The organism is Okeania sp. KiyG1, assembly GCF_014132355.1.
Classification (GTDB): Bacteria; Cyanobacteriota; Cyanobacteriia; order Cyanobacteriales; family Microcoleaceae; genus Okeania.
Window position 1 is genome coordinate 11641 of the sequence record NZ_BLZO01000106.1, and the last position, 18676, is coordinate 30316.

Below are 18676 nucleotides of genomic sequence, written 5' to 3' on the forward strand. Positions count from 1 at the left end.
AATAGGTGAATTTTCTGTTCCTTTGTCTATAAAAAAATAGACATCTGGTAATAATAAAAAATCAAATTAATTATCCCACAGAAATTATCAATTATTTCCCCTCCACCGGAGGGGTTAGGGGTGGGTTCCCTACTCCGTACGGACGTTGCATGGAACGTCCCTACCCCCTTTTTTCGATAAATATCTAATAGCAATTATCAGGAAAAATTAAAATGGCACAAACAGAAAGAGTTAAACAACAAGTCGAACTACAACCACCAATTTTTATTCAAGGTTTAGCAGAAGGAACTAATTTCAGCGACTCCATTATTGGGAGTACAGTCGCAGATACAATTTTAGCATTGTTCGGAGATGATACAGTTTTTGCTCTAGATGACAATGACGTTCTCCTGGGAGACGAAGGTCAAGACCAAATGAACGGAAATGCCGGAAATGATTTTCTCAACGGAGGTCTGGGAGATGATAGTTTACGAGGTGGTAAAGATTTAGATACTCTGTTCGGAGGTAGTGGTAGTGACGTATTATTTGGCGATCGCGACAGTGATACTATCTTGGGGGAAGAAGGCAATGATACTATCTATGGAGGTAAAGAGAATGATAGTATTGTTGGTGGTGGAGAGGACGATCTATTATTCGGCGACCGGGGGGATGATTTTGCTGATGGGGACATAGGTAATGATACAGTAGTTGGTGGAGCGGGTGACGACCGCTTATTAGGAAATGATGGTGGAGATACATTATTTGGTGAAACAGGTAGAGATATTCTAGAAGGTAATACAGGAGACGATCTACTGTTTGGCGGAAAAGATGCAGACTCACTAGCAGGAGGTGTTGGCGCAGACTTTCTCTCTGGAGACCTTGGTGCAGATACACTTGCAGGAGGAGCAGGACAAGATACTTTTAATATTACTCGTGACTCAGGAGGTCCAGGAGTTAGCAGTGCAGATTTTATTAATGACTTCAGTAACGAAGATTTAATTGGTCTGAGCAATGGTTTGACTTTTGAAGAACTAAGTATTTTTGCATCAGAAGACAACCCCGATAATACTATTATTAGTGTCGGTGGTACGAACGGCGATTTTTTGGCAGTGTTAGAAGGAGTTGAAAGTAGCACAATAGACTCTAGTGATTTTGTCACATTATCACTCACCACACCCACACCCCCTGGACCAACAACTTCACCAAGTCCAACACCTACAGAAACTCCAGAACCAACATCTACAGAAACTCCAGAACCAACACCTACAGAAACTCCAGAACCAACACCCACAGAAACTCCAGAACCAACACCCACAGAAACTCCAGAACCAACACCTACAGAAACTCCAGAACCTTCCAACAACCCCCCGGAAGCAGAGGACGATAACTTATCTACAAATCAAAATGAACCATTAACTTTTACTACTCAAGAACTACTCGAAAATGACTCTGACCCAGATGGAGACCCTCTTAGTATTTCTGCCATCGGTACACCACAAAATGGTTCATTAGTACAAGAAAACAGTACAACCTACATATATACTCCCAATACTGGGTTCCTCGGACAAGACAGTTTTAGTTACAGTATTAGTGACGGCAATGGTGGTTCCGATACTGCCCAAGTTAATATTAAAGTCAATGACTCACCCCGGTTAGTTAACAACCGAGGTATCATTGCCGAGAGAGGTGGACCAAGACAAACGATATTCGATACTAATCTTTTAGTTACAGATCCCGACAACACACTAGAAGAAATTACCTACAATATTATCAGGGCGCCCATACAAGGTAATCTGACATTAGTTGATGAAAGTATCAATGATGACGATACTTTTTCTCAAGCTGATATTAATAACAACTTGATTCTATATACCCCTGGTAACACAGCAGGTAGCTTTCCATTTAGTTTTTCTGTTTCTGATGGCGATAATGGCACAATTCCAACTACATCTTTTAGTATTACTGTTGTTGATAATGTATTTGAACGTGGAGCTGGTGATAATACTATTAACGGTACTCCCGCAAGTGACTACATTCTCGGAAATGCTGGAGAGGATACTATTAGTGGTCGTGCTGGAGATGATGTTTTGGATGGAGGAGCGGACGAAGATTCTATATTAGGTGAAGCTGGTAATGATTCTTTGTTTGGTGCAGAACAAGCTGATACATTATTCGGAGGAGTAGGCAACGATACTCTAGATGGTGGTGCTGATAGTGACTCTTTGTTAGGAGAAGATGGCAGCGATCTATTATTAGGAGCAGAACAACAAGATACTCTCGCAGGTGGACAGGGTAACGATACCCTAGACGGAGGTACGGGTAATGACTCTTTATCTGGCGAAGATGATAATGACTCTCTATTTGGTAATACTGGAAATGATACTCTAAGAGGTAATTCTGGTAATGATACTCTAGACGGTGGTGCTGATGATGACCTGCTTCTTGGTCAAACTGGTAGCGATAGTTTATTCGGTGGGTTAGGTAACGATAGTGCTGCTGGTGGGGTCGGTGATGACTCTTTGAGTGGTGGTGCAGGGGTTGATACTCTTGATGGTAATGAAGGAAATGATTTTATCCGTGGTGATGAAGGTAACGACAGTATCAATGGAAATATAGGTGATGACTCTTTGAGTGGTGGGTTTGGTGCAGATAGGTTAACTGGTAATGAGGGAGATGATGCTTTCTTTTTTGAAGTTCCTAATGAAGGAGTAGATGTAATTACTGATTTTAATGGTAGTAATGCAGATGTATTCTTGTTTAGATCCAATAATTTTGGCAATTTAACTAATCCTCCTGGCACTGCTACAGAGTTTTCTAGTGTGATAGTTTCTCTGGATAATTTGGGTTCCCAAGGTCAGGATATAAGTGGTCAAGAACTTATTATTTTTGAGAATAGATTTGAAAATGTACAGCAAGTTAATTCTATTCTGAATAATCAAAATGGTTCGGGAACAAGTCCTGCTTTCTTTATCTATGTAAATAATAGTTTGAATAGTAAAGTTATTTTAGGATATGACCCGAATCTTGAGGATGATGGTAATCCTGCTTTTGATTTAGCAGTTCTTAATAATATACCTCTTGTTGCTGATGCTATTAGTACTATTATTGATTCTTCAGACTTTAAATTCATTTAAGAGATTAGGGTCGTAGGGGCTTCTTGAGGACACGGAGAGGGGGTTCTTTAGGAGACAGAGAAAGGGAGAGGGGGTTGTTGAGGACACGGAGATGCGGAGAGGGGGAGATAGGGTGTCACCTACAGGCCGCGTCCGGTGTGTCTCTGTTTCCTCATAGGGAGTAGGGGCGAATGGCATTCGCCCGTAGGGGAGTAGGGGAAACCTGCAGTGGAAAAGACATCCGTTGGCTAAGGTTGCGGAGAAATAGGAGTAATATAATTCCGTCGATGGTTATACAATGCGTAAGGGCGTTACGAAGTATGCGCCAGCAAATGGCCATTCTCTTATCTTTAATACTGAATAATCATGTCCGGATAATTAGTGATAAAAAAAACTTTCTCTTTTTCCTCTCTTCTTTGTTCCCTCCTGACTCCTGACTCCTGACTCCTGACTCCTCTGTCATTTATTTATAACTTTTCTACCGGACATGATATAACACTGATTGTCAAAAATAAACAAAAATTGTTAATATGAAAAAGTTTCAAAAAAATTATCAAATTTATGGTTAAAAGGAATTAGTTATAGTTGATTTTTTAGAATTTTAAAAGTCTCTAATTAATATAGTTTCTATCAATTAAAGTAGTTATGTTTTGAAATAATTAATAACCTGTAAAATTACACAATATTATGGTTTATTAAAGTTAACAATATTACTACAAAATCAAGAATTAAAACGACAAAAAAATATCGAGCTTGTCTCATATTAGTTAATGTAAATTATCTATTATTTAAGAGGTATAAAAATGCCATCGTCAAATTTCGGTGCTCAAATAATTACAAGGATAATCAATGGCTTTCCTATCAGAGGTTTCATTGATGATTTTGGTGAGTTTGTACCATTACAACCAGTACCGACAGCATCCCCAACCCCACCACCAACAGCAGCACCAACAGCAGCACCAACAACAGCGCCAACCCCACCACCAACAGCAGCACCAACCCCACCACCAACAGCAGCACCAACACCAGCACCAACAACAGCGCCAACCCCACCACCAACAACAGCGCCAACACCACCACCAACACCAGCGCCAACACCAGCACCAACACCAGCACCAACACCAGCACCAACAACAGCACCAACACCAGCACCAACACCAGCACCAACACCAGCACCAACACCAGCGCCAACACCAGCGCCAACACCACCACCAACACCAATACCAACAACTCCCGAAGGTAGGGAGATAGTTGTAATAGATGGTAGAGCAGGTTTCTTCGATGCAAATAACGACTTTATAATAATAGACATAGTAGAACCAACAGATCCACCAGTAATAACACCAGCACCAACCATAGCACCAACCCTAGCACCAACCATAGCACCAACCCTAGCACCAACCCTAGCACCAACCCTAGCACCAACCCTAGCACCAACCATAGCACCAACGCCACCTCCGGTACCTACAGCACCAGGAGGAGGAATTTTACTTCCAGGTGGTGAAGCAGTGGGCACCGAGGGAGACGATCTAGTATTTGGTAGTCCCTTCAGCGACACATATTCTGCACTAGGTGGCAATGATATAGTATTTGGCCAAGAAGAAAGTGATTCTTTACTCGGACAAGAAGGCAACGACCAAATCAACGGCAACCGAGGCAATGATACAGTTAGCGGTGGTTTGGGAGATGATAGTGTACGAGGTGGAAGAGACTCTGACTCTGTTCTCGGTGATGCTGGGAATGATACATTATTCGGCGATCGCGGCTCAGATACAGTCAGAGGTGGAGAAGGTAGAGATATTATTTACGGTGGTAAGGAAAACGATGATGTAGCAGGAGGAGATGAAAACGACTTTGTTTCTGGAGATATTGGTGATGATACGGTAGCAGGAGATGGAGGTAACGACAGTCTTTTTGGCCAGGTTGGTAACGATATTATCTCTGGTGGCGCAGGATTAGATGTTATTAGCGGTGGTGAAGGTAATGATAGTATTTCAGGAAATGAAGATAATGATTCTTTATCAGGAGACCAAGGTAACGATACTCTAGATGGTGGTACGGGAGATGACGTATTATCTGGAGGTCAAGATGATGACGTATTATCTGGAGGTGCAGGTGTTGATACTCTCAATGGCGATGAAGGAAACGATACTCTAGATGGTGGGGAGGCAAATGATGTCCTTTCGGGCGATCGAGGAAATGATTCTATTGATGGAGGTCAGGGTGAGGATCTATTGATAGGTGGTCGAGGTGATGATACTTTAACTGGGGGTGAGGGTGAAGATAGTTTTGTTATTCTAGATTTTGGGGAACCTGATAATTTATATACTGTTACTGACTTTAATACTACAGATGATCTTCTTAGTTTGGAGGGAGGTCTGAGGTTTGAAGATTTAGAAATATCTGATGAGGGTGGTAATACTGTTATTCGGAATGCCAACGGTAATACTTTAGCTATTTTAATTGGAGTTGATAGTAGTACTCTCAACCCTAATAACTTCTTCCCACAACCAGTTAACACAGCACCACCAGTAACAGACCCACCAGCAACAGACCCACCAGCAACAGACCCACCAGCAACAGACCCACCAGCAACAGACCCACCAGCAACAGACCCACCAGCAACAGACCCACCAGAACCAACAGACCCACCAGCAACAGACCCACCAGAACCAACAGACCCACCAGCAACAGACCCACCAGAACCAACAGACCCACCAGCAACAGACCCACCAGAACCAACAGACCCACCAGCAACAGACCCACCAGCAACAGACCCACCAGTAACTGACCCACCTGTTCCCCCCGATCCGGGTGAAGTGACACCACCTTCTCTCAACGATCCTCCCACTGACATTCTGTTAGATAACGACAGTGTGGAAGAAAATAGTGAAGCAGGTACAGTTATTGGTACATTTACCACAGAAGACCCAGATGAAAATGATGTCCATGAATATAGATTAGTTGATGATGCTGATGGACGGTTTGCTCTCAACGAAGACCAGTTAGTTGTTGCAGAAGGAGCAATTCTTGATTTTGAGGAACAAGAAACCTATGATATCCAAGTCAGAACATTTGACAATGCTGGAGAAAACTTAACCAGACCATTTACTATCAGCTTGCTCAATGTCAACGACCCACCAGAAATTACAATTCCTGACGACCAGCAATTGGTTAATGAAGGGGAACAATTAGATATTGTTGGTATTGAGGTGACAGACCCCGATGCTGGAGACGGAGAATTAGAAGTTACTCTAGAAACTACTAATAACAGTAAGCTGACTCTTAATTCTACTTCTGGTCTGACTTTTACTACAGGTGATGGTAAAGCAGATACCGAAATAGTATTTACGGGAAATTTAGAAGATATTAACCAATCTCTCAACACCCTGACATATACAGGTAATGACTCAGGTACTGATTCTATCAGCATCTCGGTAAATGACCAAGGGAACACAGGTTTAGGGGAAGCTCAAACTGATACTGCTGTAATTAATGTCAGTATTAATGATTTACCAGTGGTGGACACGAATATCGAATTAGTGGTCAATAAACAAGAGACTGGAATAATAGATAATACCCTTCTAGAAACCACCGATGACAGTAAAACTTCCTTAATTTATACAGTTACAGAGTTGCCTACTCGTGGTAATTTGCTAATTGATGGAGGAACCTTTACCAGTTTTACTCAGGAGGATATTGACCAAGGGTTACTCACTTATGAACATGATAGTAACAATACTAAAAATGATTCTTTTAGTTTCAGTGTTTCAGACCAGGTAGGAGGTGAAACTACAGACACTTTTGAAATCAGAGTTAATGTTCCGCCAAATATTACGAGCAAAAATTTAAGTCTCGATGAAGATACCCAGGAAGAAATTACTAACCAAAATTTATTGGCAGAAGATCCTGATACTGAGGCGGTTGCAAAAACTCTAATTTATGAAATTACGGAATTACCAAGCAGTGGGAAACTACGACTAGGAAAGGCGACTCTGGGAGTAGCAGATACTTTCACTCAACAGAATATTAACCAAGGTAGTCTTACTTACGAACATACAGGAGATGGACCTGGTACAGATACGTTTAGTTATTTTGTGACTGACCAAGATGGGGGTACGACCAGTGGGTTACTCAATATTAATATTAACCCTGGTAATGATAACCCACAAGCGGTTGATGATGTATTTGAGACCAATGAAGATAAGGCAATAACTATTAATAAGTCTAAGTTGTTGGCAAATGACTCAGACCCTAATGGTGATGAAATTACAATTACTGAATTTGCTGCCGATAATATCAAAAATGGCACTTTAGAAGAAACAAAAAACAGTTTCATTTATACCCCTGATGAAAATTTCAGTGGAGAAGAGACTTTTACCTATACTATTGCAGATCCTGAAGGGTTAACAGATACAGCAACAGTTGGTATTAATGTTATTCCGGTTGCCGATACTCCTAACCTGGAAATATCTACATCTTCGGTATCAGGTAGTCAAGATGAAGAAATATCTCTAGATATTACTGCTAGTTTAGTAGATACTAGCGGTTCAGAAACTCTATCTATTACCATTGCTGGAGTTCCAGAAGGAGCAACACTTTCAGCAGGAACAGACCAAGGTAACGGTACTTGGCAACTGACTGTTGAGGAACTAGAAAACTTAACTCTTATACCTTCTGACGCAGAACAAACAGAAGTCTTAAACTTTGAGTTAACAGTTACCGCAACAGCAACCGAAACAGCTAACGACGATACTGCTTCGGAGTCTGGGGTTATTGCTGTAGAAGTGACTCCCCTCAATGGACCTCCTATTGCTGTTGATGATGTATTTGAGACTAACGAAGATACAGTTATTACCATTGATAAGTCTAAGTTATTAGCAAATGACTCAGACCCTAATAATGACGAAATTACAATTACCGAATTTACTGTCGATAATATCAAAAATGGTACTTTAGAAGAAACAGCAGATAGTTTCATCTATACACCCAATGAAAATTTCAGTGGAGAGGAGAGTTTTACCTATACTATTGCAGATAGTGAAGGGTTAACAGATACAGCAACAGTTGGTATTAATGTTATTCCCGTTGCGGATACTCCTAACCTGGAAATATCTACATCTTCGGTATCGGGTAGTCAAGATGAATCAATATCTCTAGATATTACTGCTAGTTTAGTAGATACTAGCGGTTCGGAAACTCTATCTATTACCATTGCTGGAGTTCCAGAAGGAGCAACACTCTCAGCAGGAACAGACCAAGGTAACGGTACTTGGCAACTGACTGTTGAGGAACTGGAAAACTTAACTTTGATACCTTCTTCAGCAGAACAAACAGAAGTCTTAAACTTTGAGTTAACAGTTACTGCAACATCAACAGAAACAGCAAACGAGGATACTGCTTCAGAGTCTGCGGTTATTGCGGTAGAAGTGACTCCCCTCAATAGCGATCCCATTGCTGGTGATGATGTATTTGAGACCAACGAAGATACGGCAATAACTATTAATAAGTCAGAATTATTGGCAAATGACTCTGAACTTGATGGTGAGGAAATTACAATTACTGAGTTTGTTGCCGATAATATCAAAAATGGCACTTTAGAAGAAACAAAAAACAGTTTCATTTATACCCCTGATGAAAATTTCAGTGGAGAGGAGAGTTTTACCTATACTATTGCAGATCCTGAAGGGTTAACAGATACAGCAACAGTTAGTATTAATGTTACTCCCGTTGCTGATACTCCTAACCTGGAAATATCTACACCTACTGTATCAGGAACAGATATAGAAGAACTACCTCTGGGTATAACTGCAAGTTTAGTCGATAATAGCGGTTCAGAAAATCTATCTATTACCATCGCTGGAGTGCCAACAGGAGCAACACTTTCAGCAGGAACAGACCAAGGTGATGGTAGTTGGGTTTTGACACCAGAGGAATTAACCAATTTAACTATCTCCCCTCCTGGAGACCAAGAGACCGGAACAACCTTTAACTTTGACTTAACAGTTACAGCAACAGCAACAGAAACAGCTAACGATGATACTGCTACTCAAACAGGTACTATATCTGTGGAAGTAACAGCATTAAACGATGCACCAGTACTAACAGACCCAGGAAATTTAGCTCTGACAACTATCAATGAAAATCAAGTAAATAATGCTGGTACTCCCATCGCAGATATTATCGCTGGTGCAGTTACAGATGCTGATGGAGGAGCGAGTACCGGAGTAGCTATTACTCAAATAGATAATAGTAACGGTCTATGGCAATATTCCGTCGATGATGGGACAAACTGGGTAGACGTGAGCAGTAGTAATACCACATTACTTACAGCTACAACAAGCGATCGCCTCCGTTTTGTACCTAATACCGACTTTTTTGGCAATGCCACCATTGAATTCCGTGGTTGGGATACCACAGACGGCAGCAGTAATACTACTCAGTTGACAGATATCTCAACCATCGGTGGTACAAATGCTTTTAGTGAAGGTGTCGGTACTGCTAATATCTTGGTCAACGACATCCCAGAAGTTACGAGAAACAGAGAACTGGTTATCAACCTTGGAAATACAGGAAGCATAGGTAAAAATTTATTGCGGACAACAGATGGAGATAATGGTACAAATACCTTTACTTACACAGTCACCACCGAAGCAACAGCAGGAATATTACAACTTGAGGATAACTCCACTAAAACTTTCACTCAAGAAGATATCAATAGTGGTTTAGTTATCTACCAACACACAGCTACTAATACAAATGATGACTCCTTTACTTTCCGAGTTACTGATGCTGATGGCGGTAGAGTGACAGATACCTTTAATATTCGGGTCAACGATCCACCTGTGGGTACCACTACTGACTTAAGTGCATTTATTGGTCAAACCAAGGTCATTCCTACAGAAAATCTCCAATTTATTGACCCCGATGTAGAAACTGCCACTCCTGCTTCCTTAGAATATACCCTGACTGAAGTGCCGACTTTAGGAGAACTACAACAGGGAGGAGAAACTTTAGCAGTAGGAAGCACCTTCACTCAGGAAAATCTCGATAATGGAGAAATTAGTTATGCAACAACTACTGCTGGTATTGGGACTGACAGTTTCAACTTCCTGGTTACAGACCAAGACGGAGGTACTACCAGTGGGTTGTTAAATATTAATATCGTCGAAGCTAACCGACCTCCAGAAGTAGAAGATGATAAAACTGTCACCTTGGATGAAGATACTACTGCGACCTTAGACATTCCAGCGCCCACAGACCCCGACGGCGATGCGTTAACTATTACTGTTGACAGTATTCCTGACCCAGAAATTGGGGAAGTATTATTGCCAAATAATAATTCAGTAACTGCTCTCCAACAATTAACCACAAACCAACTAACATCATTAACATTTGTTCCTGTTGCTAATGCTAACGGAGCTGCTGGTACTTTCAGTTACACCGTTGATGATGGCAACGACGAAAATAGTTCGGCAACTCAAGTTATTAATATTGATGTCACCCCAGTAAATGACCCACCCATTGCCATTGATGACGGGCCAGTATTTACCAATTTGGGGAACGTGCTGACAATTGATTTGTTGGCAAATGACAGTGATATTGATGGCCCCGAACCCCTCTCAATTACAACCCTTAGCAATGATGATGGAACTATTTTGGGTATCTTAAACAACTTGGGTACTCAAGTTCAATACACAGCAATATTTGGCACTGGTATCGACCTCTTTCAATACACCATTACCGATGGTATAGACGAAGCTACTGCTACTGCTACGGTAAATATTCTAGATGCTAGTGATGCTGCTGACTCCCTAGTTGGTGGTGAATTTGATGATAATTTTGATGGTAGTGGAGGCGACGATATTCTGGAAGGTTTAGGAGGAAATGATACTCTGGCAGGAAATGATGAAAACGACAGTTTAGTTGGTGGTGACGGAAACGACTCCATAGATGGGGGTGATGATGATGATACTTTGAGTGGTGGTCTGGGAGCGGATACACTCTCTGATGATAATGGCAATAACACTTTTGTTTATACAAGTGCTGATGATGGTGGTCCGGAGTTTAATGCTGCGGATGCTGCTTCTATAGGTACTGCCATTAGTGCTGGTTTGTACGACCGCATCACTGGTTTTGAGGGCTTAGGTGTAGGTGACGTCGGTGGGGATACTATTGCATTTTCTAGCACTGTTATTCCTGCTGTAGACAATATTGCCACCAATGTACAAACTACAGATATTTCTGGAAATGTGTTAATAGCTGGAGACCCTGGTTTATTTGCTTATGAAGTTGAAGGCAAAACTTATCTCATTTATGATGCTAATGGTGATAATACCGTTGGTGATGATTCACAAATTCTGGCAGAATTAGATGTTAGTGGGGTTGTTGCTCTGGATATAAATGATGATTTTACTATTATCTAATATCCAATTGCTGTTAAGTATCAGTCACTAATAATTTTGTATCCCTTACTAGATAGGTTGTTGAGAACTCAGCAACCTATTTTTTATAGTTTTTCTTCAAAAAAATAATCCTTTACCCTTGACACTTTGATGAAAGATTGAGTAAGATGGAGAAGCATCAAAGATCGGGATTAAGTGCATAAATAAAATCAGGTTAGTTGCACCCTTGTTTAGATTGAATTCCTACCTACTTGTGATCAAGTGGCAGGAAAAAAAATTAGAATTTTGAATTAAATTTGAGTATAGCAGTCGAAGGAAAGGACGCAGACAGATCGAGCAGCTTAAAACTCAGACAAAGCAATATTTTTGCTTCTTCCTTCTTATATCATGTCCGGTTGAACAGTGATAAATAAATAACTACGGAGTCCTCAGGAGTCAACCCACCCCTCGCCCCTCCCCTCCCAACCCACCCTAACCCCTCCCAGGAGGGAGGGAAGAAAGAAGAAGAACTGGAGTTGAAGGAGAAAGTTTTTTTATAACTAATTATCCGGACATGATATTACTTATTCCTTCTGCTATATCATTTAACAGCATCTAAGTGAAAACTAGCAGAGTTTTCTAGTTGAAGTTGCTGAAAGATTTATTGGCGACGGTCTCAGGGGCAATTATAGCCGTCCAACTAAGCAAAATTACAGCATAAATAATAATATTTTTTCCTGTTTTCAGGCTGAGATATAGAAGAAGTTAAATGATAGTTCAAAGTCATTTTTACAAATGGCTGTAATATCAATTGAATAAGCATTTAGTAATTTGTAATAACATGAAAAATTTGTTACAAATTACCATAAATTGCTGCAAAATTCTAGAAAATAACGATTAAATAAAATGGCAATAGACATATTTTCTCAGTAGATTAAATGATGATTTACTGAGCAAATATTCAATTGAGATTATGAAGATATTTATCGATATTATTGCCATAATCCACTTGAATTTCATGCCAAATTAATTAATCTCAATTAATCTGACTTTTTCCGGAAGAGAAGCAACTAGCAATGCTTAAACAAATAGCGAACACAACTAATACTAAATAATCAACGCTTAATGAACTATGGCAACAATTACTGTTAACACCCTCCTTGATGAAAACGATGGTGGTCTTAATCAAGGTGCGGGTAACTCTCTGCGAGAAGCTATTACCTTTGCTAATGCAGGCGATACTATTACCTTTGCTGATACTATTGCCGGAGATACCATCAATCTCACTAATGGCGCACTGATAATCGATAAAAACCTGACTATTGATGGGGATGAAACCAACCGAGTCACTATAAACGCAGGAGGTAACTCCCGTGTATTTACTGTTAACGATAACAACGTTAATAATCAAGCTACAGTTACCATTGATGGAGTAAACATCACAGGTGGATTGGCATCTAACAGCAATGTTCGTAACGGTGTTGATGGTGGTGGTATATTCAACAATGAAAATCTCACTATCAGTAACGCTGTAATCACAGGCAACACGGCATCTGGTGATGGTGGAGGTTTCTATAACAACGATCTAGGTACCGCCAATATTATCGATACCACTATTAGCAATAATGAAGCTAACTACAACGGTGGTGGTATCATGGCATTTGGTGATACAACCATTACTGATTCTACCATCAACAACAACGCAGCACTTGCTACTGGTACTGGCGATGGTGGTGGTATTGCTATCTTTGGTACTACAAGCATTAATCAAAGTACCATTAGCGGTAATACAGCAAATGGTCAAGGAGGTGGTGCTTACGTCACTGCCTATAACCCCAATTTAAGGCATTTTTCCAGCGCTACAATTTCTAACAGTACCATTACTAACAACACAGCACTAACTCCGACTCAAAATAATGGTGGCACTGGCGGTGGTTTGGCAAGTTTCGCTATATCTAGCACTCCCAATAAAACTACTACAACTGTTACTTCTACGATTATTTCTGGTAACTTTAGTAATACAGGTGCTAATGATGTTGACGAATTAAGAGCTACCAGCAACTCCATCCAAAGTGGAGGCAACAACTTAATTAGTACAGGAAATGCAACTGGTAGTTTCAACGCTACAGAGATTAGTGCTAATGCTGGTATAGACCCCCTTGCTGATAACGGCGGTCTAACTCAAACCCATGCTTTACAAACTGGCAGTGCTGCTATTGATGCTGGCAGCAACCCTTCTAATTTGACTACTGACCAACGTGGCAGTGGTTTTGATCGTGTTGTTGGTGGTGGGATTGATATTGGTGCTTTCGAGTCTGGTCCCATTCCGACTCCTCCCCCTACACCCACACCTACTCCTACACCTACACCCACACCTACACCTACACCTACTGCTGATTTTACCGGTAATGCAGACGATAACACTCTTGATGGTAGTGTTGACAATAACATTATCGACGGTTTAGGAGGAGATGATCTAATAAATGGTGAAGGAGGCGACGACCAACTGTTCGGTAGTGGTGGTCGAGATACTCTTAATGGTGGTAACGGTCAAGACATCCTCAATGGTGGTAGGGGTCGAGATAGTCTTAATGGTAATGGTGGTCAAGACACTCTCAATGGTGGTGACGGTCAAGACATCCTCAATGGTGGTGGGGGTCGAGATCTCCTCAATGGTGGTAACGGTCCAGATACCCTCAATGGTGGTAACGATCTAGATATCCTCAATGGTGGTGGCGGCCAAGACAGTCTCCTGGGTGGTGGCGGCCTAGACACCCTCAATGGTGGTGGCGGTCAAGACACCCTCAATGGTGGTGGCGGCCAAGACAGTCTCCTGGGTGGTGCTGGTGCTGACAGTCTCCTGGGTGGTGCTGGTGCTGACACTCTTGATGGTGGCTTAGGTGCTGATACCCTAACTGGTGGCGACGACGCTGACAGTTTCCTATTGCGTTCGGGAGATGGCAACGATCAGATTCTAGATTATGTAGATGGTACAGATAACTTTTTATTAGATGGTCTGGTTTTCGATAACTTGCTAATAGGACTTGACCCCAGCAACAGTGGTAATACTATCATAGAGACTAATATATCTGGCTCGACAGAGACTTTGGCAACTTTGGTTGGCTTTACCGATGTTGCTAGTCTAACTAATACTGATTTTGTTATTGTTTAATTAGTATTAGCACTCTTTTTCCACATCTAATTGATTAAGCGATCGCTCCTGTGATTTTAGGGGGCGATCGCTTTTTGGGTTCTGCCAAAATAATTGCATCTAATTCTCAAATTAATTAAATATTATCTGATATTTGTTAATCCAACGCCAATGTCCAAAATCAATCAAAATATCTATGAAGTAAAATTACCTATTTCGTCTATTACCCTCTTATTTTAAGGATTTAGGAGTTTATATTTCTATCTGTAAATCTCTTAATTCATTAACTATTTGATACTTCTGTATCAATCAATACTTAAAAATAGGGGATTATTTGTGAAATTATTAATAATTATTATCAATAATTTATTGGTAAAATTAGCTCTGTAGGTTGGGTAGAGCGGTAGCGTTAGGGCAGCTTATCCGTAGGATAAACCCAATATCTACAGGACTTACGCATAACCACCATATTTAGTAGGGGTTAACGGCCCGTTAACCCCTACAAATGGTATATAATTCCACTTTTTGCGTAAGTCCCGATCTAAAGAGAGCCACAATTACTTTAAGGAGTTTAATCATGGTTGAGTTATCAACAACTACCTCTAATAAAAATAGTTCCAACCAACAAGTTTGGTATAGACCGACGTTTTCTCCAGAGCAAGGAGTTTTGCTAGTATTAGGTGGCTCTTTTATCACAGGAGCAGCTTTAGCTCAAGAATGGACAAATTCAACAACTTTAGCTTTGATCTGTGCTTTTTTCGCCTTGCAAGCAGAACATCCGTTAGTGGTGCAAATAAAACAGCGAAGTAGCTGGAAACCCCGCTTTCTTATCTGGGGTGGGTTATATGGAGGTATTGCAATGGCGATCGCTACATGGCTATATTTTCAATCTCCATGTTTGCTATGGATCTATGGGATGGCAATAGCAGCTTTAGTTGCGGATAGTATTGCAGTGCTAAAGCAAAAACAAAAGTCTATACTAAATGAATTAATTGGATTTACAGCTATCTGTCTATCAGCACCTTTAGCATATATAGCTACTACAGGCCACATTTCTTTAGCTGCTATGGCAATGTGGATCTTGAATACTTTATTTTTCAGCAGTGCTATATTTACACTCAAGTTGCGAAAAAAGAAAACCAGTTCTCCTGTACCTGGAATAATATATCATGGGACTGCAGTCCTAATTATACTGAGTCTTTATTGCTTCAACTGCTTAAATATAGCCACAGCTTTATCCTATACTGTGGCCTTAGTCAAGTTAGTAGCGATCGCCTTTCAATTAGATTGGTATCGCACAACAAAATTTCACTTTGTGGCAATATTTGAAACTCGTTTTGCCCTGCTTTACATTGCTATTGCTGCCATAAGTGTTCTTCCTGCTCATTTGCCCAGTGTTTAAAATCAAAGTAAATTTTCTACGGAATTTTGTTTGAGAAAGTTTATCAGGACTTACGCACGAGGCAAGAAAAACTAGGATTTGAGATTGCTTTCCGTTCCGGACTGCTCCGCAAACCCTGTGGGTTGCTTTGGACGGAAATACGTTGCAGATGCGTAAGTCCTATTAATTATACAAATTACCATGCATTAATGATGCTACTTAGGTAGCACTTCAATTATTAAGTAATTAACACAAACAGAATAACCTTTTTAACTGATGGGGAGTTTGAGGGGCTATAAGTCCCGCGCTCTATCTGAAAGATGAGCGTCGGGATACATGGACCCCTCAAGCAGATTTTTTCCGGTCAATCCCGGAAAAATCACCCAACAGTATAGATATAGAGCTATAGAGTAATCATTCTGTGTTAGAATTTTTGTATGACTCTAACCATCAACTATCGCTATCGACTTCACCCCGACCCCATCCAAGAGCAAACTATGCTCCATTGGTTGGAAATATCTCGCAAAGTGTACAACTATGCCTTGCGGGAAATCAAGGATTGGGTGAATGCCCGTAAGTGTAGTTTGAACTATTGTTCCCTATCAAAAGAATACATCATCCCAGCTAACAAGTCTTTTCCAACCTACTACAACCAGCAAAACGCACTGCCCCTGGCCAAAAAAGCATTCCCAGAACTCAGAGAAGTTCCCTCTCAAGTTCTGCAAACTACAATTCGTAGATTGCACGATGGTTGGAATTATTTCCAGCAAAGAGGTTATGGCTTTCCTCGCTTCAAGAAGTTTGGCCAAATGAAGTCGATGCTGTTTCCTCAATTTAAAACTAACCCCATTACAGGTTGGCAGATTTCTCTCCCCAAGATTGGAATTATACCCATTAACTTGCACCGACCAATTCCAGAAGGTTTTGTAGTCAAGCAAGCAAGGGTATTAAGGAAGGCAGATAGGTGGTTCGTAGTACTCACGCTCCAGTCTGAGGTATCGAGACCAGAAGCTCAACCTCACGGAGAAGCGATAGGTATAGATTTGGGTTTGGAGAAGTTTTTGACAACCTCAGATAGAGAGTTTATTGCCAGACCCCGATTTTTGACATCCTTGTATCGCGAGTTGGAATTACTGCAACGCAAGTATGGCAGAACGAAAAAGGGTTCTAAAAATCAGGAGAAAGTAAGGTTGCAGGTAGCCAGATTTCACAATCACATTGCAAATGTGCGGAAAGATTGGCAGTTCAAACTAGCTAACCATCTTTGTAGCAAAGAGGGTATTGGGATGGTGTTTGTTGAGGATTTGAACTTGAAAGCCATGTCCAGAGGTATTTTGAGAAAGCACACTCTGGATGCAGCTTTCGGACAGTTCCTGAACGTGCTGGAATGGGTAGCCAAGAAACATCAAATTTATTTTTCTCGTGTCAATCCTGATGGAACATCTCAAACTTGTCCTAAATGTGGAACACATACGGGAAAGAAAGAACTCTCGGAACGGAGACATAGATGTAGTGAATGTGGATACGAGACAGACAGAGATCATGCAGCATCAGAAGTAATCAGATTGCGTGGTCTAGAAAAATTGAGTACCCAGGGACTCTGGGGAATAGAAAACGCCTATGCAGTCGGTCTGCCGGGGACGGAGGCAACTCAGTCTAGGTCAGAGGCGAAACCTCGTAGGGAGAAAAACTAGGAATGCCAAACTGTGAGGTTTGGAAGCCCGCGCCGTACCGTCAGGTCGGCGTCGGGAGGATGTCACTAATTAGCACTCTGGGAGCGCGTTAATTATTCTGATGTTTACCGAAATATTGTGGTTTAAAACCTCCCCTTTTAAGGGGATAAAAAATAAAAATTTTCCTGTTCGTCAATGCTCTTCTTTTCAAGGAGAGGTAATTCTAAATTCTAAATTATTGAATTCTCCCCCACTCCCCTACTCCCCTGCTCAATAAACTGAGTAACAGCTTAAAGTGAACGGACAATAGCAACTCTACCATATCTGGGGTCGATATCCATTCCTATCACTTCTAAATTTCTAAAGGATCTGCCATCTGCGGTAAAAATTGAATAATTTGCTGTTGTACCTGCTGGCAAAGATAAACATTTATTAAAAATTTCTTGTCTGTGGTCTAGAGGTAAAAAATTGTGTTCTCCAACTCTTAATGCTGCTTGATTATAAAAAGAAAGTTGACCTTGGTAGTTAAGGATGCCAGCAGGAGTTGCAAATTGTTCGCACCACCTTAAGGCCAAAAACCATTTAGCTTCCGAAAGTCTTTGATATTCTCGGTTTGGGTTAGGGTGTTGTAAAACTTTGTATCCCCCCTCACTGGCGAAAATTGTTCCACCTAAAAACCCAAACATTATGCCAATGGTATTACCCATGTTGAACTAGCTCCATCCATAATGTGAGAGATATTGGCTGTTTTGACTTCTCCCGCAACTTAAGTACACGGGATTCTAATTACTGATTTTGCAAAGGAATAGGATAATTCATGCTGCTTCACCTTTATTAGTTGTCACTGGACTATCTTGCCAGTAGGAGCAGTCAAATTACCCCTTATGCTCAAGCATATTGGTATTGATACCAAATTTATTGCGCTTACTTGTTACATCCTGTACTTCCATTACAGATTTTTTTGTGTTTTACCATTCTGAGTTGTTAAACTTGCT

General features: G+C 40.9%; 7 protein-coding genes. 5 read left to right on the forward strand and 2 right to left on the reverse strand.

All coding sequences use genetic code 11. From position 1 onward, the window contains the following. Positions 1–212: 212 nt before the first annotated feature. Positions 213–3113 carry a cadherin-like domain-containing protein gene (locus SAGCYANO_RS24945; protein ID WP_202222554.1) on the forward strand — a complete coding sequence of 967 codons (2901 nt, stop codon included), beginning with the start codon at positions 213–215 and terminating at the stop codon, positions 3111–3113. An 805-nt stretch (positions 3114–3918) separates the two neighbouring features. Here the strand turns inward: SAGCYANO_RS24945 and SAGCYANO_RS24950 are convergent. Continuing rightward, positions 3919–4608, reverse strand: coding sequence for a hypothetical protein (locus tag SAGCYANO_RS24950; RefSeq protein ID WP_202222555.1), 690 nt, complete (start codon positions 4606–4608; stop codon positions 3919–3921). Between SAGCYANO_RS24950 and SAGCYANO_RS24955 the strand changes: the two genes are divergently transcribed. From SAGCYANO_RS24955 to SAGCYANO_RS24970, 4 genes are all read left to right on the forward strand, one after another. Continuing rightward, positions 4601–11518 carry a tandem-95 repeat protein gene (locus SAGCYANO_RS24955; protein WP_202222556.1) on the forward strand — a complete coding sequence of 2306 codons (6918 nt, stop codon included), beginning with the start codon at positions 4601–4603 and terminating at the stop codon, positions 11516–11518. The genes SAGCYANO_RS24950 and SAGCYANO_RS24955 overlap by 8 nt on opposite strands. A gap of 1090 nt (positions 11519–12608) precedes the next feature. Further along, positions 12609–14648 (forward strand): calcium-binding protein, encoded by a 2040-nt coding sequence (locus tag SAGCYANO_RS24960; protein WP_237396658.1) that lies wholly within the window; start codon positions 12609–12611, stop codon positions 14646–14648. Between the two features lie 556 nt (positions 14649–15204). Beyond that, on the forward strand, positions 15205–16029 hold the full coding sequence (locus tag SAGCYANO_RS24965) for a YwiC-like family protein (RefSeq protein ID WP_202222557.1): 825 nt from the start codon (positions 15205–15207) through the stop codon (positions 16027–16029). Between the two features lie 416 nt (positions 16030–16445). Continuing rightward, positions 16446–17702 carry an RNA-guided endonuclease TnpB family protein gene (locus tag SAGCYANO_RS24970; protein WP_202222558.1) on the forward strand — a complete coding sequence of 419 codons (1257 nt, stop codon included), beginning with the start codon at positions 16446–16448 and terminating at the stop codon, positions 17700–17702. A 269-nt stretch (positions 17703–17971) separates the two neighbouring features. Here the strand turns inward: SAGCYANO_RS24970 and SAGCYANO_RS24975 are convergent, their stop codons facing one another. Then, on the reverse strand, positions 17972–18388 hold the full coding sequence (locus SAGCYANO_RS24975) for a hypothetical protein (RefSeq protein ID WP_202222559.1): 417 nt from the start codon (positions 18386–18388) through the stop codon (positions 17972–17974). Between the last annotated feature and the right edge of the window lie 288 nt (positions 18389–18676).

Bases quoted from the DNA above. Each gene is read 5' to 3' on its own strand.
- SAGCYANO_RS24945 (WP_202222554.1), top strand. From the start codon at position 213: ATGGCACAAACAGAAAGAGTTAAACAACAAGTCGAACTACAACCACCA.
- SAGCYANO_RS24960 (WP_237396658.1), top strand. From the start codon at position 12,609: ATGGCAACAATTACTGTTAACACCCTCCTTGATGAAAACGATGGTGGT.
- SAGCYANO_RS24965 (WP_202222557.1), top strand. From the start codon at position 15,205: ATGGTTGAGTTATCAACAACTACCTCTAATAAAAATAGTTCCAACCAA.
- SAGCYANO_RS24970 (WP_202222558.1), top strand. From the start codon at position 16,446: ATGACTCTAACCATCAACTATCGCTATCGACTTCACCCCGACCCCATC.
- SAGCYANO_RS24975 (WP_202222559.1), bottom strand. From the start codon at position 18,388: ATGGGTAATACCATTGGCATAATGTTTGGGTTTTTAGGTGGAACAATT.